The organism is Bordetella genomosp. 9 (genome assembly GCF_002119725.1).
Lineage (GTDB): Bacteria > Pseudomonadota > Gammaproteobacteria > Burkholderiales > Burkholderiaceae_B > Bordetella_C.
Window position 1 is genome coordinate 3,846,774 of sequence record NZ_CP021109.1, and the last position, 22,387, is coordinate 3,869,160.

Here is a 22,387-nt window from a genome sequence, read left to right on the forward strand (position 1 = left end):
ACCGGCTTAAAGGAAAGCAGATGAGCGAGCTGAAAGACGACAAGAAGGTATCACTGGCTTGCGCGGTTCTGACGGTCAGCGATACGCGCACGGCCGGCAACGACACCAGCGGCAACTGGCTGGCGGAAAACCTGGCGCGCGACGGGCACGATTGCGTGCGGCGCGACTTGGTCAAGGACAACGTTTATCTGATCCGCCGCGTGCTCAGCGACTGGATCGCCGACCCCGAAGTGCAGGTGATCCTGATTACCGGCGGCACCGGTTTTTCGCATCGCGATTGCACGCCGCAGGCCGTGACCGCCCTGCTGGACAAGGAAATCCCGGGCTTCGGCGAACTGTTCCGGCACATCTCGCACCAGGAAATCGGCAGCTCCACCATCCAGTCGCGCGCGCTGGCGGGCGTTGCCAACGACACCCTGATCTTCTGCCTGCCCGGCTCCACGAGCGCCTGCGAAACCGCCTGGAAGCACATCCTGCGCGAACAGCTGGACAGCCGCCACAAGCCGTGCAACTTCGCCTCGCATCTGAGCAAGGTGAAGGAAGCGCTGATGAAGGACCGTGGACATTGAGATGCTGGAATTCGACGACGCCCAGACGCGCCTGGCCAACGGCGCACCCCTGCCCACCGCGGCCGTGGACCTGCCGCTGCGCGACGCCATGGGGCTGGTGCTGGCCCGGGACCTGACCGCAACGCTGGATCTGCCCCCGGCCGACAACAGCGCGATGGATGGTTATGCCCTGCGCCATGCCGACTTCCGCGACGGCGCGCGGTTGCCGATCGGCCAGGTCGTCTATGCCGGACAGGCGCCCGCCCCCCTGAAGCCGGGCCATGCCGCCCGCCTGTTCACGGGCAGCCTGCTGCCGCCGGGTGCGGATACCGTAGTGATGCAGGAGGACACCCGCGAGGCGGATGGTCACGTGGAGATCCTGCAGCCGCCGCGTCCGGGTCAGCACGTGCGCCGCCGGGGCGAAGACACCGCCGCCGGCACGCCCCTGCTGCCGGCCGGCACACGGATCGGCCCCGCGCAGATCGCCCTGCTCGCCTCGCAAGGCGTCGCGCGCATCCCCGTGCACCCGGCCGTGCGGGTCGGTATCCTGACCACCGGCGATGAACTGGTCGAGCCGGGCGCGCCGCGCGCGAGCCACCAGATCTACAACTCCAATGGCGCGATGCTGGCCGCGCTGGTCGAGAACATGGGCGCACGTGCCGAACAGGTGCTGCACGCGGCGGACAATGAAGCCGCGCTGAAGTCGGCCTTCCAGACGCTGACGCGGGAGTGCGACCTGGTCGTCAGCATCGGCGGCGTATCGGTGGGCGACAAGGACCTGGTCAAGCCCGTCCTGGAGAGCCTGGGCGCGTCGCTGGACCTCTGGCGCGTGCGCATGAAGCCGGGCAAACCGGTTGCGATGGCGCACGTCGAGGGCAAGCCCATCGTCTGCCTGCCCGGCAATCCGGTATCGGCCTTCGCGGTCTTCGCCGTGCTGGTCTCGCCGCTGCTGCGGCGCATGCAGGGCCGGCGCGATCTTTTCCCGCAGGTCAGCCACCTGGCGCTGCGCACCGAGACGCCGCGTCAGGATAGCCGCGAGGAATTCCTGCGTGTGCGCCGTATCGTGAACGCGGGCGGCGTGGGTGAACTGCATGCCTTCGAAAAGCAGGGGTCCGGCGTCGTGAGCTCCCTGCCCTGGGCCACCGGGCTGGCCCGCATCCCCACCGGCCGCGCCGTCTACGATGGCGAAAAAGTCGCCTATTACGACTTCCAGCACTGGTTGTCCTGACCGCGAGCCGCGATCAGGTCGCCCGGCGTGTTCACGTTCATGAACGCGCCGGGCGCATCGTCGAAAGGCACTTCCACGCAGCCGGCACGCGTTTGCCATGCCTCGACCTTGCGTCCGCCCGAAGCCAGGAAATCAAGAAGATCGGGCAGCAGCGCGCGCGGCAGCAACATGCAGACTGCCTGCCTGCGTCCCCCCGCGCTTGCCACGGCGATGCGCGGCGCGGTATCGGGGTCGGCATCCGAATGGGTATCGCCACGCGCGTTTTCCCATGACCGCGCCAGGCCTTGGGCCAGCCGCGACACCAGATCCGGCGGCAGGAACGGCGTATCGCACGGCACGGTGGCGATCCATGGCAGCGTCGCGGCGGACAGGCCCGCCGCCACCCCGGCCAGCGGCCCCTGCCATCCGGCATGCGCCGGCATGTCGGCCACGACCCGCCCGTATTCGGCGTAGCGGTCGGCATTCCGATTGGCGCTGACCCAGATGGCGCCGACCTGCGGGGCCAGGCGGGCCCGGACGTGCGCCACCAGCGGACGGCCGTCCAGCGGCACCAGTCCCTTGTCGACGTCCCCCATGCGGGCGCCGCGGCCCCCGGCCAGGATCAGACCGCCGATTTCCGCTGCCTTCACAGTCTGCGCTCCCGGCCCTAGCCGCCGATGTAGCTCATTTCGATTTTTGGCTCGGCCTGCGCGTCGCGGGTCGCGAGCACCCGCCGCTCGGAATAGTTGTCGGCGCGGCCGGACCAGATGCCGGCGATCGCCGCGGCCAGGCCTTCGTCGTCCGCGCCGCCGCGGATCAGGGCGCGCAGATCGTAGCCGCGGCTGGCGAACAGGCAAAGGAACAGACGCCCCTCCGGCGACAGCCGCGCCCGCGTACAGCCTTCGCAGAAGGCGTGCGTGACGCTGGAGATGACGCCGATTTCGCCCGCGCCGTCCGCGTAGGCCCAGCGTTCGGCGACTCGCCCCATGGTTTCGGTTTCCAGCGGCGTCAGCGGATGCTCGGCGCCGATGCGGGCCAGCACTTCGGCGCTGGGCAGCACTTCCGCCATGTTCCAGCCGTTGGTGCTGCCCACGTCCATGTACTCGATGAAGCGCAGGATGTGGCCCGTTCCGCGGAAATGCCGCGCCATGGGCAGGATCTGGTCGTCGTTCATGCCGCGCCGCACGACCATGTTGACCTTGACCGGGGCCAGGCCGGCTTGCGCCGCCGCATCGATGCCGCGCAGGACTTCCGCCACGGGAAAGTCGGTATCGCTCATGCGCGCGAACAGGGCGGGATCCAGCGCGTCCATGCTGACGGTCACGCGCGTCAGGCCGGCGGCCTTCAGCGCGGCGGCCTTGCGCGCCAGCAGGCTGCCGTTGGTCGTCAAGGTCAATTCCAGCGGTTGGCCATCCGGCGTACGCAGCGCCGCCAGCATGCCGACCAGCGCTTCGATATTCTTGCGCAGCAGCGGCTCGCCGCCCGTCAGGCGGATCTTGCGCACTCCCAGCCGCGCGAACACGGCGGCGGTGCGCGCAATTTCCTCGAAGGAAAGCAGTTGCGCGTGCGGCAGGAACACATGGTTGCTGTCGAAGGTATCGCGCGGCATGCAATACGTGCAGCGGAAGTTGCAGCGGTCTGTGACCGAGATGCGCAAATCGCGCAGCGGACGGCCGCGCGCGTCGGTGGCCGCCTGACCGGGCGCCGGCAGGCTCGCCGCGCCGGCAATGCCGTCGGCCGTGCCGGGCGCGCGCTGATCGGTCAGGAAGATCACTTTCGACATGGTGTCTCCATCATAGCGCCATCCCCATCCCCGGCGATCAGCCGAACGCCTCGCTCACGGTCTGGATGCGGCCCGTCTCGGTGGCGTCGTATCCCACCAGCTGTCCCACATAACCCTTGTAGTCGGCGCCGCGCATGATGGCGAGCAAGGCCTGCATCGCGGGCTGCTCCAACGCGGTCTTGCGGATCGCGAAGAAATAGCGCTCGCGCGCCAGCAGGATGAAATCCAGGCCGAAACGGTGCGCCGCCGTTTCCACGCCGATGCCGGCATCGGCCATGCCGCTTGCGATATGGGCGGCCACGGCCATGTGCGTGAACTCGCTGTTCTCGTAGCCGTGCACGCGGGTCACCGGAATGCCGAGCTGCTTGAGCATCAGTTCGACCAGGTGCCGGGTGCTGGAGCCGATCTGGCGGTTTACGAAACGCACGTCTGCGCGAGCCAGGTCGGCCACCCCGTGGATCTTCTTGGGATTGCCGGCCGTCACGAACAGGCCGGTATTGCGCACCGCCAGATGAATCAGCAGATGTTCCGAAGGATTCAGCCATTGCGAGTAGTGCCGCAGCATGGCTGGCTCGAAGTCGCCTTGCGGCACCTGGAAACCCGCCAGGTCGCACTCGCCGGCATCGAGCGAGGCAAGCGCTTCGGTGCCGGTCCGATAGCGCAATTCCAGTCCGGGCCGGCGGTCGCTCATGTGCTGCATCAGCGCTTCCACGGCAAAGCCATGGCTGGCGTGCAGCCGCAGGTGGGGCCCGCTTTCGGGCAGCAGCCGCTCCAGGTCTTCCTGCAGCTCGGAGGCCAGGCTGTCCAGCATGGGCATCAGGCGCGCCTCGATGCGGCGGTTGGCCCACAGCAGCCGCTGTGCGAAGGGCGAAAGCTCGGTCCCCTGCCGCCGCCGCGTGACCAGCAGCGGCGTCCCGAACACCGTTTCGAAATGGCGCAATATGCCCCATGCATGCCGGTACGACACCCCGCACGCCCGGCACGCGCCCGCGATATGCCCTACGGCGTCGATGGCGGACAGCAGCGCCAGCACTTCCTGCAGCGGCACGCCGTCATGGCGCTCGTCGTGCATCAGCCACCACCCCGGCCGCAACGCAATGCGGAATCCGCCCGCGCTCATGCCTCACTTCTCCGATTGCGGCGCAGCCTGCACTTACCTGCAATTCTTTTCATATTGAACCCCTCTACTTTCAGTGTTAGCGTGCCGCCCAAGAGACGACGGCGCCAATAGGGCCATCCATATTATGTTCCAAAAAACATATTAAGGAGCTCGGCGCACAAAGGTAAGCAGTCGCCACCGAAGCGGCGCAGCGGATCCGGCCCCGCCGGCCCGCCAGCTTCGCCCCCTGGAGGGCAAAGCGCGCAGCGCTTCGGCGGCGATCCGGCTATCTACAGGAGTGACCATGCGAGAAGGCCAAGCCAGGGCGGACCTGGCATCGAATGCAGGCGCCCGCGGAGGAGAACTGGCGCACGAGATCGCGGCGCAGTCCGATCATCCCGCCATCGCGGCGGCCGCGCGCGCGGTCGCCGCGCACAAAAACATGCCGGGCGCGCTTCTGCCCATCCTGCACGCCGTGCAGCGCGAGCTGGGCTGTATCCCGCCCGAGGCCGTGGCGCCTATCGCGGAAGCCCTGAACCTATCGCGCGCCGAAGTGCATGGCGTGATCACGTTCTACCCGCTGTTCCGGCAAACGCCGCCGGGCCGGCATGTAGTGGAAGTGTGCCGCGCCGAATCCTGTCAGGCCATGGGCGGCGAACGCATTGCCGACCATGCGCGCCAGAAGCTCGGCTGCGATTTCCACGCGACCAGCAGCGATGGCGCGTTCACGCTCGAACCGGTCTATTGCCTGGGCCTGTGCGCGCAATCGCCGGCCATGCTTGTGGACGGCGTGCCCTACGCGCGCCTGACGCCGCAGCGCTTCGATACCATCCTTGGCTATGTGAAGGAGGCGTCATGACCGCCGCCTCGCCCGCCACGGCCCAGCCCGTCACCGTCTATGTCCCCCGGGACGCCGCCGCGCTCGCCGTAGGGGCGGAAGACGTCGTCCGCGCCATCGAAGCGGAATCGGCGCGCCGCGGCCAAGCCGTGCGCATCGTGCGCAACGGCTCGCGCGGACTGCTCTGGCTCGAACCCATGGTCGAAGTCCTCACGCCCGCGGGCCGCATGGCCTACGGCCCGGTGCAGGCCGACGACGTGCCCGCCCTGTTCGAGGCGGGCTGGCTCCAGGGCGGCAGCCACGCCTTGGGACAGGGTCTGACGGAAGACATCCCTTATCTGAAACGGCAGGAACGCCTGACCTTCGCGCGGGTGGGCATCACCGACCCGCTGAGTCTGGACGACTATCAGGCCCACGGCGGCCTGCAGGGCCTGCGGCGCGCGCTGGAAATGGCGCCGGCCGCCATCGTCGAGGAAGTGCAGACCTCGGGCCTGCGCGGGCGCGGCGGCGCGGCCTTTCCCACCGGCATCAAGTGGAAAACCGTGCTGACCACGCCGGCGGAGCAGAAGTACATCGTCTGCAATGCCGACGAAGGCGATTCGGGCACCTTTGCCGACCGCCTGCTGATGGAAGGCGATCCCTATGTGCTGATCGAAGGCATGGTCATCGCCGGGCTGGCCGTGAACGCCACGCAAGGCTACATCTACGTCCGCGCGGAGTATCCGCACGCCATCGCCGCGCTGCGCGAAGCGATCGCGCGCGCGCAGCGGGCCGGATGGCTCGGCGCCGACATCCTGGGCAGCGGACGCCGCTTCGACCTGGAGGTGCGCGAGGGCGCCGGCGCCTATATCTGCGGCGAGGAAACGTCGCTGCTCGAAAGCCTGGAAGGCAAGCGCGGGGTGGTGCGGGCCAAGCCGCCGCTGCCCGCCATTTCCGGCCTGTTCGGCAAGCCGACGGTCATCAACAACGTAATTTCGCTGGCTTCCGTGCCGGTCATCCTGGCGCGCGGCGGCGCCTGGTATCGCGATTTCGGCGTGGGGCGTTCGCACGGCACCCTGCCTTTCCAGCTCGCCGGCAACCTCAAGCACGGCGGCCTGGTGGAAAAGGCCTTCGGCCTGACGCTGCGCGAGCTGCTCTACGACTTCGGCGGCGGCAGCGCCTCGGGCCGCCCGCTGCGCGCGGTGCAGGTGGGCGGACCGCTGGGGGCCTACTTGCCCGAATCCCAATGGGATGTGCCGCTGGACTACGAAGCCTACGTCGGCATATCGGCAATGATCGGCCACGGCGGGCTGGTGGCTTTCGACGACACCGTGGACATGCAACGCATGGCGCGCTACGCCATGGAGTTCTGCGCCATCGAGTCCTGCGGCAAATGCACGCCGTGCCGCATCGGCTCCACGCGCGGGGTGGAGACCATCGACCGCATCGCCGCCCGCGGCGCCGACCACGAACGCCAGGTCCATCTGTTGCGCGACCTTTGCGACACCATGCTGGGCGGTTCGCTGTGCGCCCTGGGCGGCATGGCGCCCTACCCCGTTCTTTCGGCCTTGAATCATTTCCCCGGGGATTTCGGCATCGCGGCGCCCGAGACGGCGCAGCCGCAGCACCCCGAGCGTCCGGCGCGCCTGAGCTAAGGCAGGCGCGCGGGTAAAAACAGTTTTGGAGACGCCACCATGTTGGAAACGGTCATCAAGCGAGAGCGGGACTACGGCACGCCGGCGCGCGTGTCGGCGCAACTGGTCAGCCTGACCATCGACGGACAGACCATCCGCGTACCCGCCGGCACGTCGGTGATGCGGGCGGCGGCGGAAGCCGGCATCAATATCCCGAAGCTCTGCGCCACCGACAGCCTGGAAGCCTTCGGCTCCTGCCGCCTGTGCCTGGTGGAGATAGACGGCCGCCGCGGCTATCCGGCATCCTGCACCACGCCGGTGGAAGAAGGCATGGTGGTGCGGACGGAAACGCCCAAGCTGCACGACCTGCGCCGCGGCGTGATGGAACTCTACATCTCCGACCATCCGCTGGATTGCCTGACCTGCCCCGCCAACGGCGATTGCGAACTGCAGGACATGGCTGGCGTGGTGGGGCTGCGCGAGGTGCGCTACGGCTATGCCGGCGAAAACCACCTGAGCGACGCCAAGGACGAGTCCAACCCCTACTTTTCCTACGATCCGTCCAAGTGCATCGTCTGCAGCCGATGCGTGCGCGCCTGCGAGGAAACCCAGGGCACGTTCGCGCTCACCATCTCGGGCAAGGGCTTCGCTTCGCGCGTGTCCGCCGGCCAGGACCAGCCCTTCATGGACAGCGAATGCGTATCGTGCGGCGCCTGTGTGCAGGCGTGCCCCACCGCGACCCTGCAGGAAAAGACCGTCATCATGATGGGCCAGGCCGAGCATTCGGTCGTGACCACCTGCGCGTATTGCGGCGTGGGCTGCGGCTTCAAGGCCGAGATGAAGGGACAGGAAGTGGTGCGCATGGTCCCGTGGAAAGACGGCCAGGCCAACCGCGGCCACTCCTGCGTGAAAGGACGCTTCGCCTGGGGCTACGCGACGCACAAGGAACGCGTCACCAAGCCCATGATCCGCAAACGCATCACCGATCCGTGGCGCGAAGTATCGTGGGAAGAAGCCATCGCCTACGCCGCCTCCGAGTTCAAGCGCATCCAGGCCGAGCACGGCCGCGATTCGATCGGCGGCATCACGTCTTCGCGCTGCACGAACGAAGAAACGTGGCTCGTGCAGAAACTGGTGCGGGCCGGTTTCGGCACCAATAACGTCGATACCTGCGCCCGCGTTTGCCACTCGCCGACCGGCTACGGGCTGAAGCAGACGCTCGGCGAGTCGGCCGGCACGCAGACGTTCGACTCCATCATGCATACCGACGTGGTCATGGTGATGGGCGCGAACCCCAGCAGCGCCCACCCGGTGTTCGCGTCGCGCCTGAAGCGCCGCCTGCGGGAGGGCGCGCGCCTGATCGTCATCGACCCCCGCCGCATCGAACTCGTGAATGCGCCGCATGTCAAGGCCGATTACCACCTGCAAGTCCGTCCAGGCACCAACGTCGCCCTCTTGTCCTCGATGGCCCACGTCATCGCGACCGAAGGCCTGATCGACGAAGCGTTCGTCGCCGCGCGCTGCGAAGCCAAGTCGTTCCAGCAATGGCGCGACTTCGTGTCCCTGCCGGAAAACTCGCCCGAGGCCATGGAGGCCGTCACCGGCGTGCCGGCCGCGGCGGTGCGCGGCGCGGCGCGGCTCTACGCCACCGGCGGCAACGCGGCGATCTACTACGGCCTGGGCGTCACGGAACACAGCCAGGGCTCGACCACCGTAATGGGCATCGCCAACCTGGCCATGGCGACCGGCAACATCGGCCGCGAAGGCGTGGGCGTGAACCCGCTGCGCGGCCAGAACAACGTGCAGGGCTCGTGCGACATGGGGTCCTTCCCTCACGAGCTGCCGGGCTACCGCCATATCTCGGACGACACCGTGCGCGGTGAGTTCGAGCGCGACTGGGGTGTGACGCTGCAGCCCGAGCCGGGCCTGCGCATCCCGAATATGTTCGACGCGGCGCTGTCCGGCACGTTCAAGGGCCTGTACGTGCAGGGCGAGGACATCGTCCAGTCGGATCCGAACACCCAGCACGTGGCCGCCGCCCTGGCCGCCATGGAGTGCATCGTCATCCAGGACCTGTTCCTGAACGAAACGGCCAAGTACGCGCACGTCTTCCTGCCCGGCTCGTCCTTCCTGGAGAAGGACGGCACCTTCACCAACGCCGAACGGCGCATCTCGCGCGTGCGCAAGGTGATGGAGCCGCGCAACGGCAAGTCGGACTGGGAAATCACCATGGATCTTTCCAACGCCATGGGCTACCCGATGCACTACAGCCACCCGCGCGAAATCATGGAGGAAATCGCGCGGCTGACGCCCACCTTCGCCGGCGTCACGTACGAGAAACTGGATCGCCTGGGCAGCGTGCAGTGGCCCTGCAACGACCAGGCGCCGGAGGGCACCCCCATCATGCACGTGGACGAGTTCGTGCGCGGCAAGGGCCGTTTCATGATCACGAAGTACGTGCCCAGCGAGGAACGCAGCACGCGCAAGTATCCCCTGCTGCTCACCACCGGCCGCATCCTGTCGCAGTACAACGTCGGCGCGCAGACGCGCCGCACCCCCAACGTCATGTGGCACAGCGAGGACCTGCTGGAGATCCATCCGCAGGATGCCGAAGACCGCGGCATTGTCGATGGCGACTGGGTCGGCGTGCAAAGCCGGGCCGGCGAAACCGTGCTGCGCGCGGTGCTGACCGACCGCGTGCAGCCGGGCGTGGTCTACACCACCTTCCACTTCCCGGAATCGGGCGCCAACGTGGTGACCACGGACAATTCCGATTGGGCCACGAACTGCCCGGAATACAAGGTGACGGCGGTACAGGTGATGCGGGTGTCTCAGCCTTCGGAATGGCAACGGCAGTGGACCCGATTCAGTGAAATCCAGCAGAAGCTGCTTTTGGGATAGACCCACCCCCGAAGCGCTGTCGCGCTTCCCCCTCAAGGGGGCGACGCTGGCGGACCGGCGGAGCCGGATCCGCGGCGTCCCCGATCGGGGGCAGCGCTGGTGGACCGGCGGAGCCGGATCCGCGGCGTCCCCGATCGGGGGGCAGCGCTGGTGGACGGGCGGAGCCGGATCCGCGGCGTCCGGGATCGGGGCGGCGGCGTGCGCTGAGTGGGGTGGGCGGGTGATTTCGACTGGGCGTGGGCGGTGTCTGGGGCGATGGATGGATATGGATACAGAGGACACAGCGGCTCCTTCGACGGCCGTGCGCGCGCGGGTGCTGCGCATCCGCCGGGGCGTGCTGGACGCCGCGGCGCAGATCGATGCGCTGGCGCAGGAGACGCCGATTGCGCTCGAGTACAACGGAATCAGCCACGCGACGATGCTGGCGACGCCCGCCGACCTGGAGGACTTCGCCATCGGGTTTTCGATCACCGAGGGCATCGTGGACAGCGCGCGCGACGTGCGGGACATCGAGCTGCGCGCGGACGAAGACGGCGTCGTGGTGGCGCTGACGATCTCCAGCGCCTGCCAGGCGCGGCTGAAGGAACGCCGGCGGGCGCTGTCCGGCCGGACCGGCTGCGGACTGTGCGGAGTGGAAACGCTGCCCGAGGTGCTGCGCGACATCCCGCCAGTCGCGGCCGCTCCCCGCGTGGCGGCGGCCGCCGTCTTCAAGGCCATGCGCGCGATGCGCGATCGCCAGCCGCTGCACGGCCTGACCGGCGCGACGCATGCGGCGGCCTGGGCGGATGCCGGCGGGGAGGTCATCCTGGTGCGCGAAGACGTGGGCCGGCACAATGCTTTGGACAAGCTGATCGGTGCGCTGGCCCGGCGGCCCGGACAGGACCCGGCGCGTACGGGCGCCGGAATGATCGTGGTATCCAGCCGCGCCAGCTTCGAAATGGTGCAGAAAACCGCCGCTGCCGGCGTAGGGGTGCTGTCCGCGGTGTCGGCGCCCACGGCACTGGCGCAGCGGCTGGCCGAACGGCTCAATATCGCGCTGCTGGGTTTCATGCGCGACGACGACGCGACGTTGTACGCGCACCCGGAACGCATCGCGGCATAACGACGAGGACAGGAACAGGCATGGACATCGGCAATCTCATACGCATGGCCAACCGCATCGGCGACTTCTTCGACGCCATGCCGGACCGCGAGGAAGCCATCGACAACGTAGCGGGCCATATCCGCAAATTCTGGGAGCCGCGCATGCGCGCCGAATTGCTCGACTTCCTGTCGCGCCAGCCCGACGGCATGCTTGGCGAGACCCGGCTCAGCCCCATCGTGCTCGAAGCGGTCGCCCGCCATCGCGAGGCGCTGACCCCGAAGACGGCGGTCCACTGACGCGGCGGGGTCGGGAATACGATCCGCCGGCGGATTCGCATCGCGGCGGGGACATAAGAAAACGGAAAAGGCGCGCACTTTTCGCTATCGTTCGACGTCGTTCCGGTCCAACCAAAGACCAAGAGGAGAAGACATGAGCACAGCCACTACGCTGGACATACCGGCCCGCAAGCCGGGCTTTCTGGACAAGGAAAGAACCATCGCGGGACCCGGCTACAACCGCTGGCTGGTGCCGCCCGCCGCGCTGGCGATCCACCTGTGCATTGGCATGGCGTACGGCTTTTCGGTGTTCTGGCTGCCGCTGTCCAAGGCGCTGGGCGGCACGGCGCCGCTGGCCTGCCCGGCCGACATGAGCCTGGCCGCGGAGCTGTTCACCACCAGCTGCGACTGGCGCATCTCCAGCATGACGATCACCTACATCCTGTTCTTCGTGCTGCTCGGATGCTCAGCCGCCATATGGGGCGGCTGGCTGGAACATGCCGGCCCGCGCAAGGCGGGCATCGTCTCGGCCGTGTGCTGGTGCGGCGGACTGGTCATCTCGGCGATCGGCGTGTATCTGCACCAGTTGTGGATGCTATGGGTGGGCTCCGGCGTGATCGGCGGCGTGGGCCTGGGGCTGGGCTATATCTCGCCGGTGAGTACATTGATCAAATGGTTCCCGGACAGGCGCGGCATGGCCACCGGGATGGCGATCATGGGCTTCGGCGGGGGCGCGATGGTCGGCGCGCCGCTGGCCAATCTGCTGATGCGCCATTACGCCACCGCCAACTCTCCGGGAGTGTGGGAAACCTTCCTGACCATGGCCGTCATCTACGCCCTGTTCATGACGGGCGGCGCGCTGGCGTATCGCGTGCCGGCGTCGAACTGGAAGCCCGAGGGCTGGACCCCGCCGGCAACGCAAACCAAAAACGCCATGATCACGCACGGCCACGTCCACGTGAAAAAGATCTGGGGCGTGCCGCAGTTCTGGCTGGTGTGGCTGGTGCTGTGCCTGAACGTGACCGCCGGCATCGGTATCCTGGGCATGGCCTCGCCGCTGCTGCAGGAAGTCTTCGCCGGCAAGCTGATCGGGCAGGACAGCCTGACCTTCTCCCAATTGAACAAGGAGCAGCTCGCCGCCATCGCGACGATCGCCGCCGGCTTCACGGGCCTGCTCAGTCTGTTCAATATCGGCGGGCGCTTCGCATGGGCCAGCTTTTCGGACAAGCTCGGCCGCAAGATGACCTACTGCGTGTTCTTCGTGCTGGGCCTGATCCTGTACGCGTCGATTCCGTGGTCGGCGCACGCGGGACACCTGGCGCTGTTCGTGGGCGCCTTCTGCATCATCCTGTCCATGTACGGCGGCGGCTTCGCCACGGTGCCGGCCTATCTGGCGGACCTGTTCGGCACCCAGATGGTCGGCGCCATCCACGGCCGGCTGCTGACGGCCTGGTCCGCCGCCGGCATCTTCGGGCCCATCCTGATCAGCTACCTGCGCGAGTACCAGCTATCCATCGGCGTGCCGCGCGCCCAGGTGTACGACATCACCATGTACATCCTGGCCGGCATCCTGGTGGTAGGTCTGCTGTGCAACCTGGCCGTGCGTCCCGTCAATCCCAAGCACTTCATGAGCGAGGAGGAACTGGCCAAGGAAAAAGCCCTGGCGCACGAGCGCGCCATTGCGGCCGAGGCCGAAACGCAGGCCGGCGGGATCAATGGCGGGCGCACGCCCACCGTGGTTGTCGCCCTGGCATGGGCCTGCGTCGGCATTCCCCTGGCCTGGGGCATCTGGGTGACCCTGCAGCAGGCGGTGGTCCTGTTCCGCTGATGAAAAAGGCGCTGGCGCGGATTGCCCGCTCCAGCGCCCTGGACGCTGCGACACCGGATCGCGCGATCCGGCGCGTCCGCCGATTACTTCTCTTCTTTCACGCGGTAGACCAGTACCGCGACATGGGCCAGCGAAAGCACCTTGGCCGTGACGCTGCCCAGAAGCAGCCGCGACAGGCCGCTACGCCCGTGGCTGCCGATGAAGATCAGGTCGCAGCCGCAATCGGTGGCGGCCTGGACGATGCCTTCGGCCACATTGAAATTGGAAACGGCGCGCGAAATCGCCTTCACGTTGGCGGTCTCGGCCCGGTCCATGACGTGCTTCAGATAGCGCTTGGACTGTTCGGCCGACGCCTTTTCGTAGTCTTCGTCCGTGATGGCATAGGCCGCGGCCATGCCGTCGAAACCGATGGTCGCCGCGAAAGGCTGCGTGACGTGCAGCGCGACGACCTCGGCGCCCGTCGAACGGGCGAAGCACACCCCCGCATTCGCCGCCTGCGCGGACAGCGGGGACCCGTCGGTGGGAATGAGGATCTTCTTGAACATGGCCTTTCTCCTTACGGGGTATTGGTGTCCCCATCCTACCGGAAAAGCCGCAACTGCAGCGCATCGGAACGGGATGCCACCCTCTACCCTTGAGCGCCCATTTGCTGGGCCGCCATAAACAGGTTCGTGCAGCGCGTACCCGTCCGGCAGTACGCCAGCACCGGCGCCGGCAGGCTCTGCAGCAGCTTGCTGAAACGCACGACGTCGTCGGCCGTCATGCCGCCGCTGACGACGGGCTGATACTCCACTTTCAAACCGGCGTTCAGGGCCGCTTCCGACACCTGCGCCGCGGTGGGCTGGTCCGGACCGCCCTCGTAATCCGGGCGGTTGATGATGACGCTCTTGAAACCCGCGGCGGCCACCGCCGCCATATCGTCGGGCGACAGCTGCGGCGCGACGGCGAAGGTTTCGGTGAGTCGATTGATGGGAACGGACATGGCTTTCCTCGATTGATCGGCCGCTCGGCGGGACGGACCCGGGCGCGGCAAGACGGTAAACGGAGGTCTCCAGTATAGGTCCCGGCGGGGAAGCGATGACGTGGACAGGGCCGGGGAACCGATGATCAGGCGCGCCCGGCCCCGTCGCCCGTCAGCTCGCGCAGCAGCCGCCACGCCGCCGCGTTGTCCACCATGCTCACCGAGAACCGCATGCAGGTGGACGGCGCCTGGGTGGGCGAGAACAACGTCCCGGGCGCCAGCAGCATGTTGCGTTCGGCCGCGGCCCGCGCCAGGCCTTCGGTATCGCGGCCGCAATCGGTCCACACGAACATGCCGGCGTGCGGCATGCTGGGAATGCGGAAGCCCAGATCGAGCAGTTGCCGGATGCAGCGTTCGCGCGCCGCGTCCACTCTTGCGCGCACCCGCTCGACGTGCCGGCGATACTGCCCTTCGGCCAGAATGCGGTGGATGACGCGCTCGCCCAGTTCCGGCGAGGTCAGCCCGGCCAGCATCTTGAGTTCCGCCAGCCGTTGGACCAGGGCCGGCGAGGCCGCCAGATAGCCCACACGCAGGCTGGGCGCGAGCATCTTTGAGAAACCGCCCACCAGGATCACCCGCTCCAGGCGGTCGAGCACCGACAGGCGCATGGCGTTGCCGGGATGCAATTCGGAATACGTGTCGTCTTCCACCAGCATGAAGTCGTGCCGCTCGGCGATGCGAAGGATGTCGTAGGCCGCGCCGGCCGACAGCGTGTGGCCGGTGGGGTTGTGGACCACGCTGTTCATGATGAAGAGCTTGGGGCGATGCTGCGCGGCCAGTTGCTCCAGAACCGCCACGTCGGGGCCGTCCGGCGTGCGAGGCACGCCGATCACCCGCGCTCCCACCGCCGCCAGCCGGCCGAAAATCACGAACCACGCGGGATCCTCGACCAGCACGGTGTCGCCCGGACCGACCAGCAGGCGCGCCACCAGGTCCAGGCCGTGGGTGACGCCCGCAGTTGTCAACAGATTGCGTTCGGGGTGCGCCGGGACGCCCAGTCCCTGCAACAGCGCCGAGATCTGCTGGCGCAGCGGCGGATAGCCTTGCGGCTGCCCATACGAAAGGAAGTTGCCGCGCACCGTTCGCCCCACGGCGCGCACGGCGGCGGCAATCATGTCGGCGTCCAGCCACTCGGCGGGCAACAGTCCCGCGCCGCCCGGCATGCCGGGCGCGGTCGACTCCCGGAACATATTGCGCAACAGCCAGGCGATATCGATGCGGGCGGGCTGGTCCAGCGCCGCCTCGGATCGCGCGGCCTGGGCGGTGGGCCGGGCCGTTCCGCGCGGCGCCACGAAAAAGCCCGCGCCGCGCCGCGATTGCACCAGCCCGCTCGCCGTGAGCCTGTCGTAAGCCTCGACGACGGTGAAACGGCTGACGCCGGCCTGCTCCGCCATGGCGCGGATGGACGGCAGCCGCGAACCCGGCCGCAGGCCCTCGTCCTTGATGCGGCGCGCCAGGTCGTCCGCCAGTTGATCGGCCAGGGTCACGTCGTTGCCCCGGACAGGCCGCCAGCCATAAGCGGGCTTGGTCGCTGAAAGTGTCATGGTCGATTCACCAGGCCAGTTATTGCTGTGAACCGGAAAAGTGTACCGGTACTGTACTGCTCACCATGCGTAGAGTGTCAGTTCCCCCGATGCCGCGCAAGCATGGCGGCTCGGTAACTTCCCTGAGACTCCGACATGACACGCCCTCTCGCCGCATCCCGCGCCGCGCCGCCGTCCACCAAGGCCGCAACCGGCGCCACCGCCACGGCGGCGCAACCGGGCGGTTGGGAAGGCTACGGGGCGGCGTTCCTGGGCATCCTGGTTTTCAGCCTGACGCTTCCCATGTCGCGCATCGCCGTCATGGAGCTGGACCCCTTCCTGGTGGGACTGGGGCGCGCCCTGGCCGCGGCCGTGCCTGCCGGCCTGCTGCTCTGGATCACCCGCAGCCGCCTCCCGCGCCGGGAAGAGCGGCTCGGTATCGTGCTGGCCGCGCTGGGCGTGGTGATAGGGTGGCCAGTCGCTTCCACGCTGGCCATGCAAACGGTTCCGGCCGCGCACGGCGCCGTCTTCAACGGCCTGCTGCCGCTTTCCACCGCCGCGTTCGCGGCCTGGGGCAGCGGCGAACGGCCGCCGGGCCGTTTCTGGCTGTGGGCCCTGGCGGGCGCGGCGCTGGTCGCCGTCTTCGCCCTGCGTGAAGGCGGCGGCGCGCCGCAATCTGGCGACCTGTGGCTGCTCGTCGCCGTGGTGCTCGGGGGCATGGGCTACGCGGAAGGCGCGCGCGTCTCCCGCACGCTGGGAGGATGGCGGACCATTTGCTGGGCGCTGGTCATCAGCGCGCCCTTCGTCGCGGGACCGGTGTTGTGGATGGCCGCGCACGCGCCGGCCGCGCCCAGCCCCGTCACGTGGATGGCGCTGACGTATCTGTCGTTCGGTTCGATGTTCCTGGGTTTCTTCTTCTGGTATCGCGGTCTGGCCCATGGCGGCATCGCCAGGGTGGGCCAGGTACAGCTGCTTCAACCCTTCCTGACCGTCGTGGCCGCCGGGCTGCTGTTCGGCGAAACGGTCACGTGGACCACGCTGTTTTTTGCCGTCGCCGTCATCGGCATCCTCGCAGCGGGACGGCGCGCCGCGGCGCGCCGTCCTTAGGCGCAGTCCACGTCGGCAAACGGGAGTTTCGCACCCATGAACCTCGAACAGACGATCCCATTGCTGTCCCTGAACGTGCTTGGCCCGCTGGCCTTGTTCGCTTTGGTCAGCTCCATCACACCCGGCCCGAACAACATCATGCTGGCGACCTCGGGGCTGAACTTCGGGTTCCGGCGCTCCATGCCCCACATGATGGGCGTGAACCTGGGCTTCAGCCTGATGATCCTGCTGGTCGGCGCCGGCCTGGGCGCGGTCTTCCATACCGTGCCCGTCCTGTACACGCTCCTCAAATACGGCGGCGCCGCGTATCTGCTGTACCTGGCCTGGAAGATCGCCACCTCCGGGGAAATCCAGGAAGGCGGCAAGCGCGCGAAACCGATCACATTCCTGCAGGCTGCCGCATTCCAGTGGGTCAATCCCAAGGCCTGGGTGATGGTGGTCGGCGTCGCGGCCACCTACATTCCGGAGTCGGGGTTTTTCCTGAACCTGATCGTCGCCACCCTGGTGTGCGGCATCGTGAACCTGCCGAGTATCGGCGTCTGGGTCACCTTCGGCACGGCATTGCGCCGTTTCCTGCATCGCCCCATGGCGGTGCGCGCCTTCAACATCTCGATGGCGCTGCTGCTCGTCATATCGCTGTACCCGGTGGCGCAGGAACTGGTCGCGCACTGGATGAGCTGACCCGCCTTCGGGCCTCGCCGGGCGGCCGATGCGGAACCGCCCGCGGCGCTGCTAGTCTATGTCGCATGCCCGCCCTCTTCCGCCCGCTCACCCGTATCGGCCTGCGCCGCGCCATCGCCTGCGCATTGATCGCCGCGTCCGCCGTGGTGGGCTGTACCCAGCTGGACAACTGGCAAAGGGAAGCGATTTTCGCGCCGGCCCGCGGCGACCAGCGCTGGTTCAGCGAGCCGCCGGACGGCACGCAGGTCTTCGATCTGGACGTTACCCGCGGGCAACATGTGCGGGCCTGGTATTGGAAGAGTCCCGACCCCGGGGCGCCAACCGTCCTTTATCTGCACGGCGCGCGCTGGAACCTGAACGGCAGCGCCTTTCGCATGACGAGCTGGACCCGCATGGGGTATTCGGTGCTGGCCATCGACTATCGCGGGTTCGGCGATTCCACCCGCCTGCTGCCTTCGGAAAAAACCGCCGGCGAGGACGCGGCCGCGGCCTTGCGGGAACTCGCCCGGCGCCAGCCGGACCCGGCGCGCCGCTTCGTCTACGGCCACAGCCTGGGCGGCGCCATCGCCATCGACCTGGCCGCGCGCAAGGACGTCCCGCCCTTCGCCGGGTTGATCGTCGAAAGCAGCTTCACCAGCATCGCCGCCATGCTCGGCACCACCGAGTGGGGTTGGGTGCCCGGCGCCAGCCTGCTGGTGACGCAGCCCTTCGATTCCGTGGACAAGCTGGCCGAACTGACCACGCCGGTGCTCTTCCTGCACGGCACGAACGATCGCGTCGTTCCGCACACCATGAGCGACCAGTTGTTCGCGGCCGCGCAGCGCGTGGCGCCGAACCTGAAGCGCCTGGTAAAGATCGATGGCGCCTCGCACTCGGGCGCGGTGAGAAGCGGCGCGGTGTACCGTGACGCCGTCGAGTCGTTCATCCGCGATGCGATGGCGGCGTGGCACGGCGCGCCCATGCCGCAGCGCCCGCCGGTGGACGCGCGCGAGGGCTAGCGTCGTTCAGCGACGGCGTAGCGCCCGATACGCAGGCCGTTGCGCATCAGCCATTCGCTCAGGCCGGGCTTGGACAGCACCTGGTATTCAGCGCCGCGCTGCGCGTCCATGCCTTTTCCGCCGCCAGCCGGCAACGCGGGATGGCACATCAGCAGATCGCCCTCGCAGGCGTTGCGCAGCCAGACTTTCAACAGATCGTCGTATGCCTGCGCGCCGCCCTGGAAATCGTAGACCCCCAGGAAGCGGCGGTTGGTGCGCAGACCGGCGCGCCCGGCCTCGCGGGCGAAGGCGCGCGAACCCAGCGCCGCGATGATGTGCGCCTTGCGGCGCAGCGGCTTGGGCACGCCGTCCAACCGCCCCGGCGCCGTATAGCGCAGCCACGGCTTCCGGTCGGGATAGCGGCGCTCGAGCACCGAGAACAGCGCGTTGCGTATCTGCGGCAGCTGGTGGACATGCTGATGGCCGTCGATGAAGTCGGGCATGCGCCCCATGGTGAACTCGAAGGCGTCCAGCTGCCGTTCGATCTGCCGTTTCAAGCGGCCCGTATCCAGCAGGTGGCCGTAGGCACAGGCGATCAGGCGGGGCAGCGGCATATAGAGCCCGGACGCGCCCAGCGGTTCGGTGAAATTCAGATGCAGGCCGACATCGACATCCAGGTCGCGCAAACGGGGGGCGTCGCGCCGGAACGCCGGCGCCTGCGACAGGCAGCCGACCGCGCTGAGCCGGTGCGCCACCGCCAGGCCGACGATGCCCTCGTTGATCGCCCGATTCATGCCAAAATCGTCGGCGCAAACAACTATGTGAATCACGCCGGCGCGCTCGGCGCCCGGCCCATCCGACATCATCGCCATGGAAGTTTTCGAATGCGCAGCCTGATCCGACAACTGAGCTGGTTCGTCGCCGTTGGCTGCGCCGCGGCCGCCACGCACTGGCTGGTGGTGGTCGCCTGCGTGGAAGGTATAGGCGCGCGTCCACTGGCGGCCAATGTTGCGGGCTGGCTGGTGGCCTTCTGCGTATCGTTCAGCGGTCATTATCTGCTCACTTTCCGGCAGCAGGCCGGCGCCTGGCATGTCGCGGCGCGGCGGTTTTTTTGTATATCCGCGGCCGGATTCATCGTCAACGAGGTTTCGTACGCGTGGCTGCTGCGCCGCACCGCCATGCGGTACGACGTTCTGCTTGCTTCGATCCTCGTCGCCATTGCTGTCCTTACTTTCCTTCTGAGCCGGCTGTGGGCGTTTCGCCGCAGTACCGCGCTTTGAAAGCATCGTCGGCCACGATCCGCCACAAGGCGCGCTTGCCGTTATCGGCATAAGGCGCCACGCCGCGCAGCGCCGCATAGCTGTCCTGGTCCTCGCGCGGATTGCCCCAGAACCAGAAGACCCGTCCCTCGGGCGCCGCGCACATCCTCGTCTGCAGATCCTGCGGTGAAATCAACGTCGCTTTCATGACGTCCGGACGGAACATACCCGAGTCGTACAGCTCCTTGCGCCAATTGTCCCGCACCGGAATTTCAGGATTGTTCCAGTTGTCGACCACCCAGGCGGGCCGCGGGTCGCGCAGCGCCATGGGCAGATCGTAGGCATAGGTATGCAGCATCACCACCTGATCCGTGGGCTGGAAGTCGTCCCGCGCCCGCTCGGTCAGGGAGAGCGCCGTCGGCTTGGCATAGAGGGCGGCGGCCGCGGTGGCGGCCACGCACAGGCCGACGGCCGCCGACAGGCAGACGCGGAAGCTGCGGTGGGCCGCCGAGGACGGATCCGACAGGGCCGCAACGATCACTTCCGCGATCAGGACCGCGATGGGCGCCAGCGTGGGAAGCACGTATCCCACGAGCTTGGAGGCGGGAATGGAGAAGAAGACCAGCACCACGGCCAGCCAGATGCCCATCAGCATCCGCACGCTGTAGGCGGCGGCGTCGTCCTTGTTCCAGAACGCCTTGCGGAACACGCCGCCCAGCCACAGCGTCCATGGCAGCACCAGTCCGGCCACCACCGGCAGATAGAACCAGACCGGCTGGCGGTTGTTGAAAGTGGCCTCGGCGAAGCGATCGAACTGCTGGTAGACGAAGAAGTAGTGGAAAAAGCCGGGGAATTCCTGCTGCATGGTCCAGAACCACGGCAGGCACACCGCTAAGAACGCCGCGATGGCCGGCGGCCACAGCAGCGCGCGCAGGCCGCGCCATTGACGCATCGCCACGATCCAGAAAAACAGGATGCCGCCGGGCAAGACGACGCCGATCAGGCCCTTGGACAAGACCCCCAGCGCCGCGAGTACGCCGGTGACCAGCGCCATCAGGCGCCACGGCTCGCCGCGCACCGCACGCATGACCGTATCGGCGCCGGCGAGCGTGGTCAGCGAAATCATGCCCGCGACCAGCATGTCCAGATTGGCGAACTGCGCCCCCCCGAAGAAAAACGGCTGCGTCGCCAGCACCAGCATCGCCACGGCAGCCGCCCTGCCGCCCCGATAGCGGCGCATGAAGGCGTACACGGCCATGGCCGTCAGCCAGCCTGCCAGCCAGGAAGGCAGCCGGGCAGCCCAGGGATGCACCCCGAACAGGCCGAAGGCGCCTTCGGCCAGCCAGTAGTACAGCGGCGGCTTGTGGAAGAAGGGCATGCCGTTCAGCAGCGGCACGGCATGCTCGCCGCTGCGTAACATCTCCCATGCAACGCCGGCATATCGCCCTTCGTCCGGCAGCGTCATGGGTCTGAGCCACGACAGACAGGCCAGCCAGATGCCGGTGACGAGAAAAAGCAGGGGCTTGGATGACACCTCGAGGCGGCGCACCCAGGTATTCAGGACGAGAGAGGACATTACTTCGCGTTCTTTTTATCTATATGAGGCCGCCCGCGCTGCTCGCGCACGACGTACAGGGGCCGGCCTTTGACTTCGTCGAAAATGCGGCCGACGTATTCGCCGACGACGCCCAGGGACAACAGGTTGATGCCCGCGAAAAACATCAGGGCGGCCACGATGGTCGTCCAGCCGGACACGGCGTTGCCGTACATCCAGTAGTCCACCACCAGATAGCAGCCGTAGGCGAACGAGAGGATGGCGAAGATCACCCCGATCACGCTGACCATGCGCAGCGGCCAGGTGGTGAAGGCGGTCAAGCCGGCGAATGCCAGCTTGAACAGCTTGCGGCCGCTGTAGTGGCTGGCGCCGTGCACGCGATCATCGGGGGTATAGGGCAGCGCCTCGGAACGGAACCCCACCCATGCATACAGCCCTTTCATGAACCGCGTGCGTTCCGGCAAGGCATTCAACGCCCGCACGACCCGCCGATCCATCAGGCGGAAGTCGCCGGCATGGGCGGGCACGTCCACGCCCCGGCCTTCGCTGAGCAGGCGGTAGAACATGTGCGATCCGAAACGCTTGAACCATGTCTCCGCGCTGCGGTTCTCGCGCACGGCGTAGACCATATCCGCGCCCGCGCGCCACCGCTCCAGCATCTCCGGAATCAGGGCCGGCGGATGCTGCATGTCGGCATCCAGGCAGATGACGACATCGCCGGTCGCCGCCTCCAGGCCCGCGCTCAGCGCGGCTTCCTTGCCGAAATTGCGTGAGAGCTGCAGGTAGCGGAACCCGTCGATTTCACACCACTCGCGCATCAGCTCGGGCGTGCCGTCGGTGCTGCCGTCGTCCGTGACGATGACTTCCCAGCTTCCGCACAGCTTGCCGAGCACGGCCATCAGGGCGGGGAGCAGCACGCGCAGGTTGTCGCTTTCGTTCAGGCAGGGCACCACGCAGGAAATACGGATGGCCTGCGAGCGGTCATTGCGGGGAAGGACCTCGGGGGTAAGCGTGCGTGGCGCGAACGCTTCTGTGCGGGCTTCGATGTGCATGGCATTGCCAGGTTGGAAAACTGCTGCGTCGCAGTA

At 67.6% G+C, this 22,387-nt stretch carries 21 protein-coding genes; 12 read left to right on the top strand and 9 right to left on the bottom strand.

From position 1 onward, the window contains the following. Positions 1-29: 29 nt before the first annotated feature. Both moaB and CAL13_RS17725 read left to right on the top strand, forming a co-directional pair. Positions 30-569 (top strand): molybdenum cofactor biosynthesis protein B, encoded by a 540-nt coding sequence (moaB, locus tag CAL13_RS17720; protein ID WP_198297985.1) that lies wholly within the window; start codon positions 30-32, stop codon positions 567-569. Position 570: 1 nt separating this feature from the next. Further along, positions 571-1,776 carry a molybdopterin molybdotransferase MoeA gene (locus CAL13_RS17725; RefSeq protein WP_086073103.1) on the top strand — a complete coding sequence of 402 codons (1,206 nt, stop codon included), beginning with the start codon at positions 571-573 and terminating at the stop codon, positions 1,774-1,776. On the opposite strand, the gene mobA is transcribed toward CAL13_RS17725, so the two are convergent. The 3 genes from mobA to CAL13_RS17740 are packed head-to-tail and all read right to left on the bottom strand — an operon-like array spanning position 1,749 to position 4,658. Further along, a complete protein-coding gene (gene mobA, locus CAL13_RS17730) occupies positions 1,749-2,405 on the bottom strand; it encodes a molybdenum cofactor guanylyltransferase MobA (protein ID WP_332459886.1) in 657 nt (218 codons plus the stop codon). The genes CAL13_RS17725 and mobA overlap by 28 nt on opposite strands. A 17-nt stretch (positions 2,406-2,422) precedes the next feature. Continuing rightward, positions 2,423-3,538 (bottom strand): GTP 3',8-cyclase MoaA, encoded by a 1,116-nt coding sequence (gene moaA, locus CAL13_RS17735; protein WP_086073104.1) that lies wholly within the window; start codon positions 3,536-3,538, stop codon positions 2,423-2,425. 37 nt (positions 3,539-3,575) lie between these two features. Further along, positions 3,576-4,658: a substrate-binding domain-containing protein gene (locus CAL13_RS17740; RefSeq protein WP_086073105.1), complete on the bottom strand. Its 1,083-nt coding sequence runs from the start codon at positions 4,656-4,658 to the stop codon at positions 3,576-3,578. Positions 4,659-4,941: 283 nt separating this feature from the next. On the opposite strand from CAL13_RS17740, the gene CAL13_RS17745 reads away from it, so the two are divergent. The 6 genes from CAL13_RS17745 to CAL13_RS17770 all read left to right on the top strand — a co-directional run bounded on the left by CAL13_RS17745 (position 4,942) and on the right by CAL13_RS17770 (position 13,176). Next, positions 4,942-5,496, top strand: a complete 555-nt coding sequence (locus CAL13_RS17745; protein WP_086058551.1) for a formate dehydrogenase subunit gamma — start codon at positions 4,942-4,944, stop codon at positions 5,494-5,496. Beyond that, positions 5,493-7,109: a formate dehydrogenase beta subunit gene (locus CAL13_RS17750; protein WP_086073106.1), complete on the top strand. Its 1,617-nt coding sequence runs from the start codon at positions 5,493-5,495 to the stop codon at positions 7,107-7,109. Before CAL13_RS17745 ends, CAL13_RS17750 begins: the two co-directional genes overlap by 4 nt. A 39-nt stretch (positions 7,110-7,148) precedes the next feature. Continuing rightward, positions 7,149-9,989, top strand: coding sequence for a formate dehydrogenase subunit alpha (gene fdhF, locus CAL13_RS17755; RefSeq protein WP_086073107.1), 2,841 nt, complete (start codon positions 7,149-7,151; stop codon positions 9,987-9,989). Between the two features lie 265 nt (positions 9,990-10,254). Further along, a complete protein-coding gene (gene fdhD / locus CAL13_RS17760; protein WP_086073715.1) occupies positions 10,255-11,091 on the top strand; it encodes a formate dehydrogenase accessory sulfurtransferase FdhD in 837 nt (278 codons plus the stop codon). A 20-nt stretch (positions 11,092-11,111) separates the two neighbouring features. After that, complete coding sequence (locus tag CAL13_RS17765; RefSeq protein ID WP_086073108.1) at positions 11,112-11,369, top strand: formate dehydrogenase subunit delta; 258 nt, start codon at positions 11,112-11,114, stop codon at positions 11,367-11,369. A 133-nt stretch (positions 11,370-11,502) separates the two neighbouring features. After that, the gene (locus CAL13_RS17770) at positions 11,503-13,176 is read left to right on the top strand and encodes an OFA family MFS transporter (RefSeq protein WP_086058555.1); all 1,674 of its coding nucleotides are present in this window, start codon (positions 11,503-11,505) and stop codon (positions 13,174-13,176) included. 83 nt (positions 13,177-13,259) lie between these two features. On the opposite strand, the gene CAL13_RS17775 is transcribed toward CAL13_RS17770, so the two are convergent. The 3 genes from CAL13_RS17775 to CAL13_RS17785 all read right to left on the bottom strand — a co-directional run bounded on the left by CAL13_RS17775 (position 13,260) and on the right by CAL13_RS17785 (position 15,741). Next, positions 13,260-13,721, bottom strand: coding sequence for a universal stress protein (locus CAL13_RS17775; protein ID WP_086058556.1), 462 nt, complete (start codon positions 13,719-13,721; stop codon positions 13,260-13,262). Between the two features lie 83 nt (positions 13,722-13,804). Continuing rightward, positions 13,805-14,158 (bottom strand): TIGR01244 family sulfur transferase, encoded by a 354-nt coding sequence (locus tag CAL13_RS17780; RefSeq protein ID WP_086073109.1) that lies wholly within the window; start codon positions 14,156-14,158, stop codon positions 13,805-13,807. A 125-nt stretch (positions 14,159-14,283) separates the two neighbouring features. Next, complete coding sequence (locus CAL13_RS17785; protein WP_086073110.1) at positions 14,284-15,741, bottom strand: aminotransferase-like domain-containing protein; 1,458 nt, start codon at positions 15,739-15,741, stop codon at positions 14,284-14,286. A 135-nt stretch (positions 15,742-15,876) separates the two neighbouring features. On the opposite strand from CAL13_RS17785, the gene CAL13_RS17790 reads away from it, so the two are divergent. The 3 genes from CAL13_RS17790 (at position 15,877) to CAL13_RS17800 (ending at position 18,506) form a co-directional block, all read left to right on the top strand. Next, positions 15,877-16,827: a DMT family transporter gene (locus tag CAL13_RS17790; protein WP_086073111.1), complete on the top strand. Its 951-nt coding sequence runs from the start codon at positions 15,877-15,879 to the stop codon at positions 16,825-16,827. 36 nt (positions 16,828-16,863) lie between these two features. Further along, complete coding sequence (locus tag CAL13_RS17795; protein WP_086073112.1) at positions 16,864-17,508, top strand: LysE family translocator; 645 nt, start codon at positions 16,864-16,866, stop codon at positions 17,506-17,508. Positions 17,509-17,573: 65 nt separating this feature from the next. Further along, positions 17,574-18,506, top strand: coding sequence for an alpha/beta hydrolase (locus CAL13_RS17800; RefSeq protein ID WP_086073113.1), 933 nt, complete (start codon positions 17,574-17,576; stop codon positions 18,504-18,506). Here the strand turns inward: CAL13_RS17800 and CAL13_RS17805 are convergent. Further along, positions 18,503-19,357 carry a ChbG/HpnK family deacetylase gene (locus CAL13_RS17805; protein ID WP_332459888.1) on the bottom strand — a complete coding sequence of 285 codons (855 nt, stop codon included), beginning with the start codon at positions 19,355-19,357 and terminating at the stop codon, positions 18,503-18,505. The two genes, CAL13_RS17800 and CAL13_RS17805, sit on opposite strands and share 4 nt — an antisense overlap. Here CAL13_RS17805 and CAL13_RS21380 point away from each other — a divergent pair. Further along, entirely contained in the window at positions 19,307-19,765 is a 459-nt protein-coding gene (locus tag CAL13_RS21380; protein WP_332459889.1) for a GtrA family protein, read from the top strand. The genes CAL13_RS17805 and CAL13_RS21380 overlap by 51 nt on opposite strands. Here the strand turns inward: CAL13_RS21380 and CAL13_RS17815 are convergent. Both CAL13_RS17815 and CAL13_RS17820 read right to left on the bottom strand, forming a co-directional pair. Then, a complete protein-coding gene (locus CAL13_RS17815) occupies positions 19,713-21,320 on the bottom strand; it encodes an ArnT family glycosyltransferase (protein WP_086073114.1) in 1,608 nt (535 codons plus the stop codon). The genes CAL13_RS21380 and CAL13_RS17815 overlap by 53 nt on opposite strands. Further along, positions 21,320-22,351, bottom strand: coding sequence for a glycosyltransferase family 2 protein (locus tag CAL13_RS17820; RefSeq protein WP_086058564.1), 1,032 nt, complete (start codon positions 22,349-22,351; stop codon positions 21,320-21,322). Before CAL13_RS17820 ends, CAL13_RS17815 begins: the two co-directional genes overlap by 1 nt. Positions 22,352-22,387 lie beyond the last annotated feature (36 nt).

Excerpts from the sequence above, each read along its gene's own strand:
- CAL13_RS17725 (WP_086073103.1), top strand. The coding sequence starts at position 571 with ATGCTGGAATTCGACGACGCCCAGACGCGCCTGGCCAACGGCGCACCC.
- moaA (WP_086073104.1), bottom strand. The coding sequence starts at position 3,538 with ATGTCGAAAGTGATCTTCCTGACCGATCAGCGCGCGCCCGGCACGGCC.
- CAL13_RS17740 (WP_086073105.1), bottom strand. The coding sequence starts at position 4,658 with ATGAGCGCGGGCGGATTCCGCATTGCGTTGCGGCCGGGGTGGTGGCTG.
- CAL13_RS17745 (WP_086058551.1), top strand. The coding sequence starts at position 4,942 with ATGCGAGAAGGCCAAGCCAGGGCGGACCTGGCATCGAATGCAGGCGCC.
- CAL13_RS17750 (WP_086073106.1), top strand. The coding sequence starts at position 5,493 with ATGACCGCCGCCTCGCCCGCCACGGCCCAGCCCGTCACCGTCTATGTC.
- fdhF (WP_086073107.1), top strand. The coding sequence starts at position 7,149 with ATGTTGGAAACGGTCATCAAGCGAGAGCGGGACTACGGCACGCCGGCG.
- fdhD (WP_086073715.1), top strand. The coding sequence starts at position 10,255 with ATGGATACAGAGGACACAGCGGCTCCTTCGACGGCCGTGCGCGCGCGG.
- CAL13_RS17765 (WP_086073108.1), top strand. The coding sequence starts at position 11,112 with ATGGACATCGGCAATCTCATACGCATGGCCAACCGCATCGGCGACTTC.
- CAL13_RS17770 (WP_086058555.1), top strand. The coding sequence starts at position 11,503 with ATGAGCACAGCCACTACGCTGGACATACCGGCCCGCAAGCCGGGCTTT.
- CAL13_RS17775 (WP_086058556.1), bottom strand. The coding sequence starts at position 13,721 with ATGTTCAAGAAGATCCTCATTCCCACCGACGGGTCCCCGCTGTCCGCG.
- CAL13_RS17780 (WP_086073109.1), bottom strand. The coding sequence starts at position 14,158 with ATGTCCGTTCCCATCAATCGACTCACCGAAACCTTCGCCGTCGCGCCG.
- CAL13_RS17785 (WP_086073110.1), bottom strand. The coding sequence starts at position 15,741 with ATGACACTTTCAGCGACCAAGCCCGCTTATGGCTGGCGGCCTGTCCGG.
- CAL13_RS17790 (WP_086073111.1), top strand. The coding sequence starts at position 15,877 with ATGACACGCCCTCTCGCCGCATCCCGCGCCGCGCCGCCGTCCACCAAG.
- CAL13_RS17795 (WP_086073112.1), top strand. The coding sequence starts at position 16,864 with ATGAACCTCGAACAGACGATCCCATTGCTGTCCCTGAACGTGCTTGGC.
- CAL13_RS17800 (WP_086073113.1), top strand. The coding sequence starts at position 17,574 with ATGCCCGCCCTCTTCCGCCCGCTCACCCGTATCGGCCTGCGCCGCGCC.
- CAL13_RS17805 (WP_332459888.1), bottom strand. The coding sequence starts at position 19,357 with ATGGCGATGATGTCGGATGGGCCGGGCGCCGAGCGCGCCGGCGTGATT.
- CAL13_RS17815 (WP_086073114.1), bottom strand. The coding sequence starts at position 21,320 with ATGTCCTCTCTCGTCCTGAATACCTGGGTGCGCCGCCTCGAGGTGTCA.
- CAL13_RS17820 (WP_086058564.1), bottom strand. The coding sequence starts at position 22,351 with ATGCACATCGAAGCCCGCACAGAAGCGTTCGCGCCACGCACGCTTACC.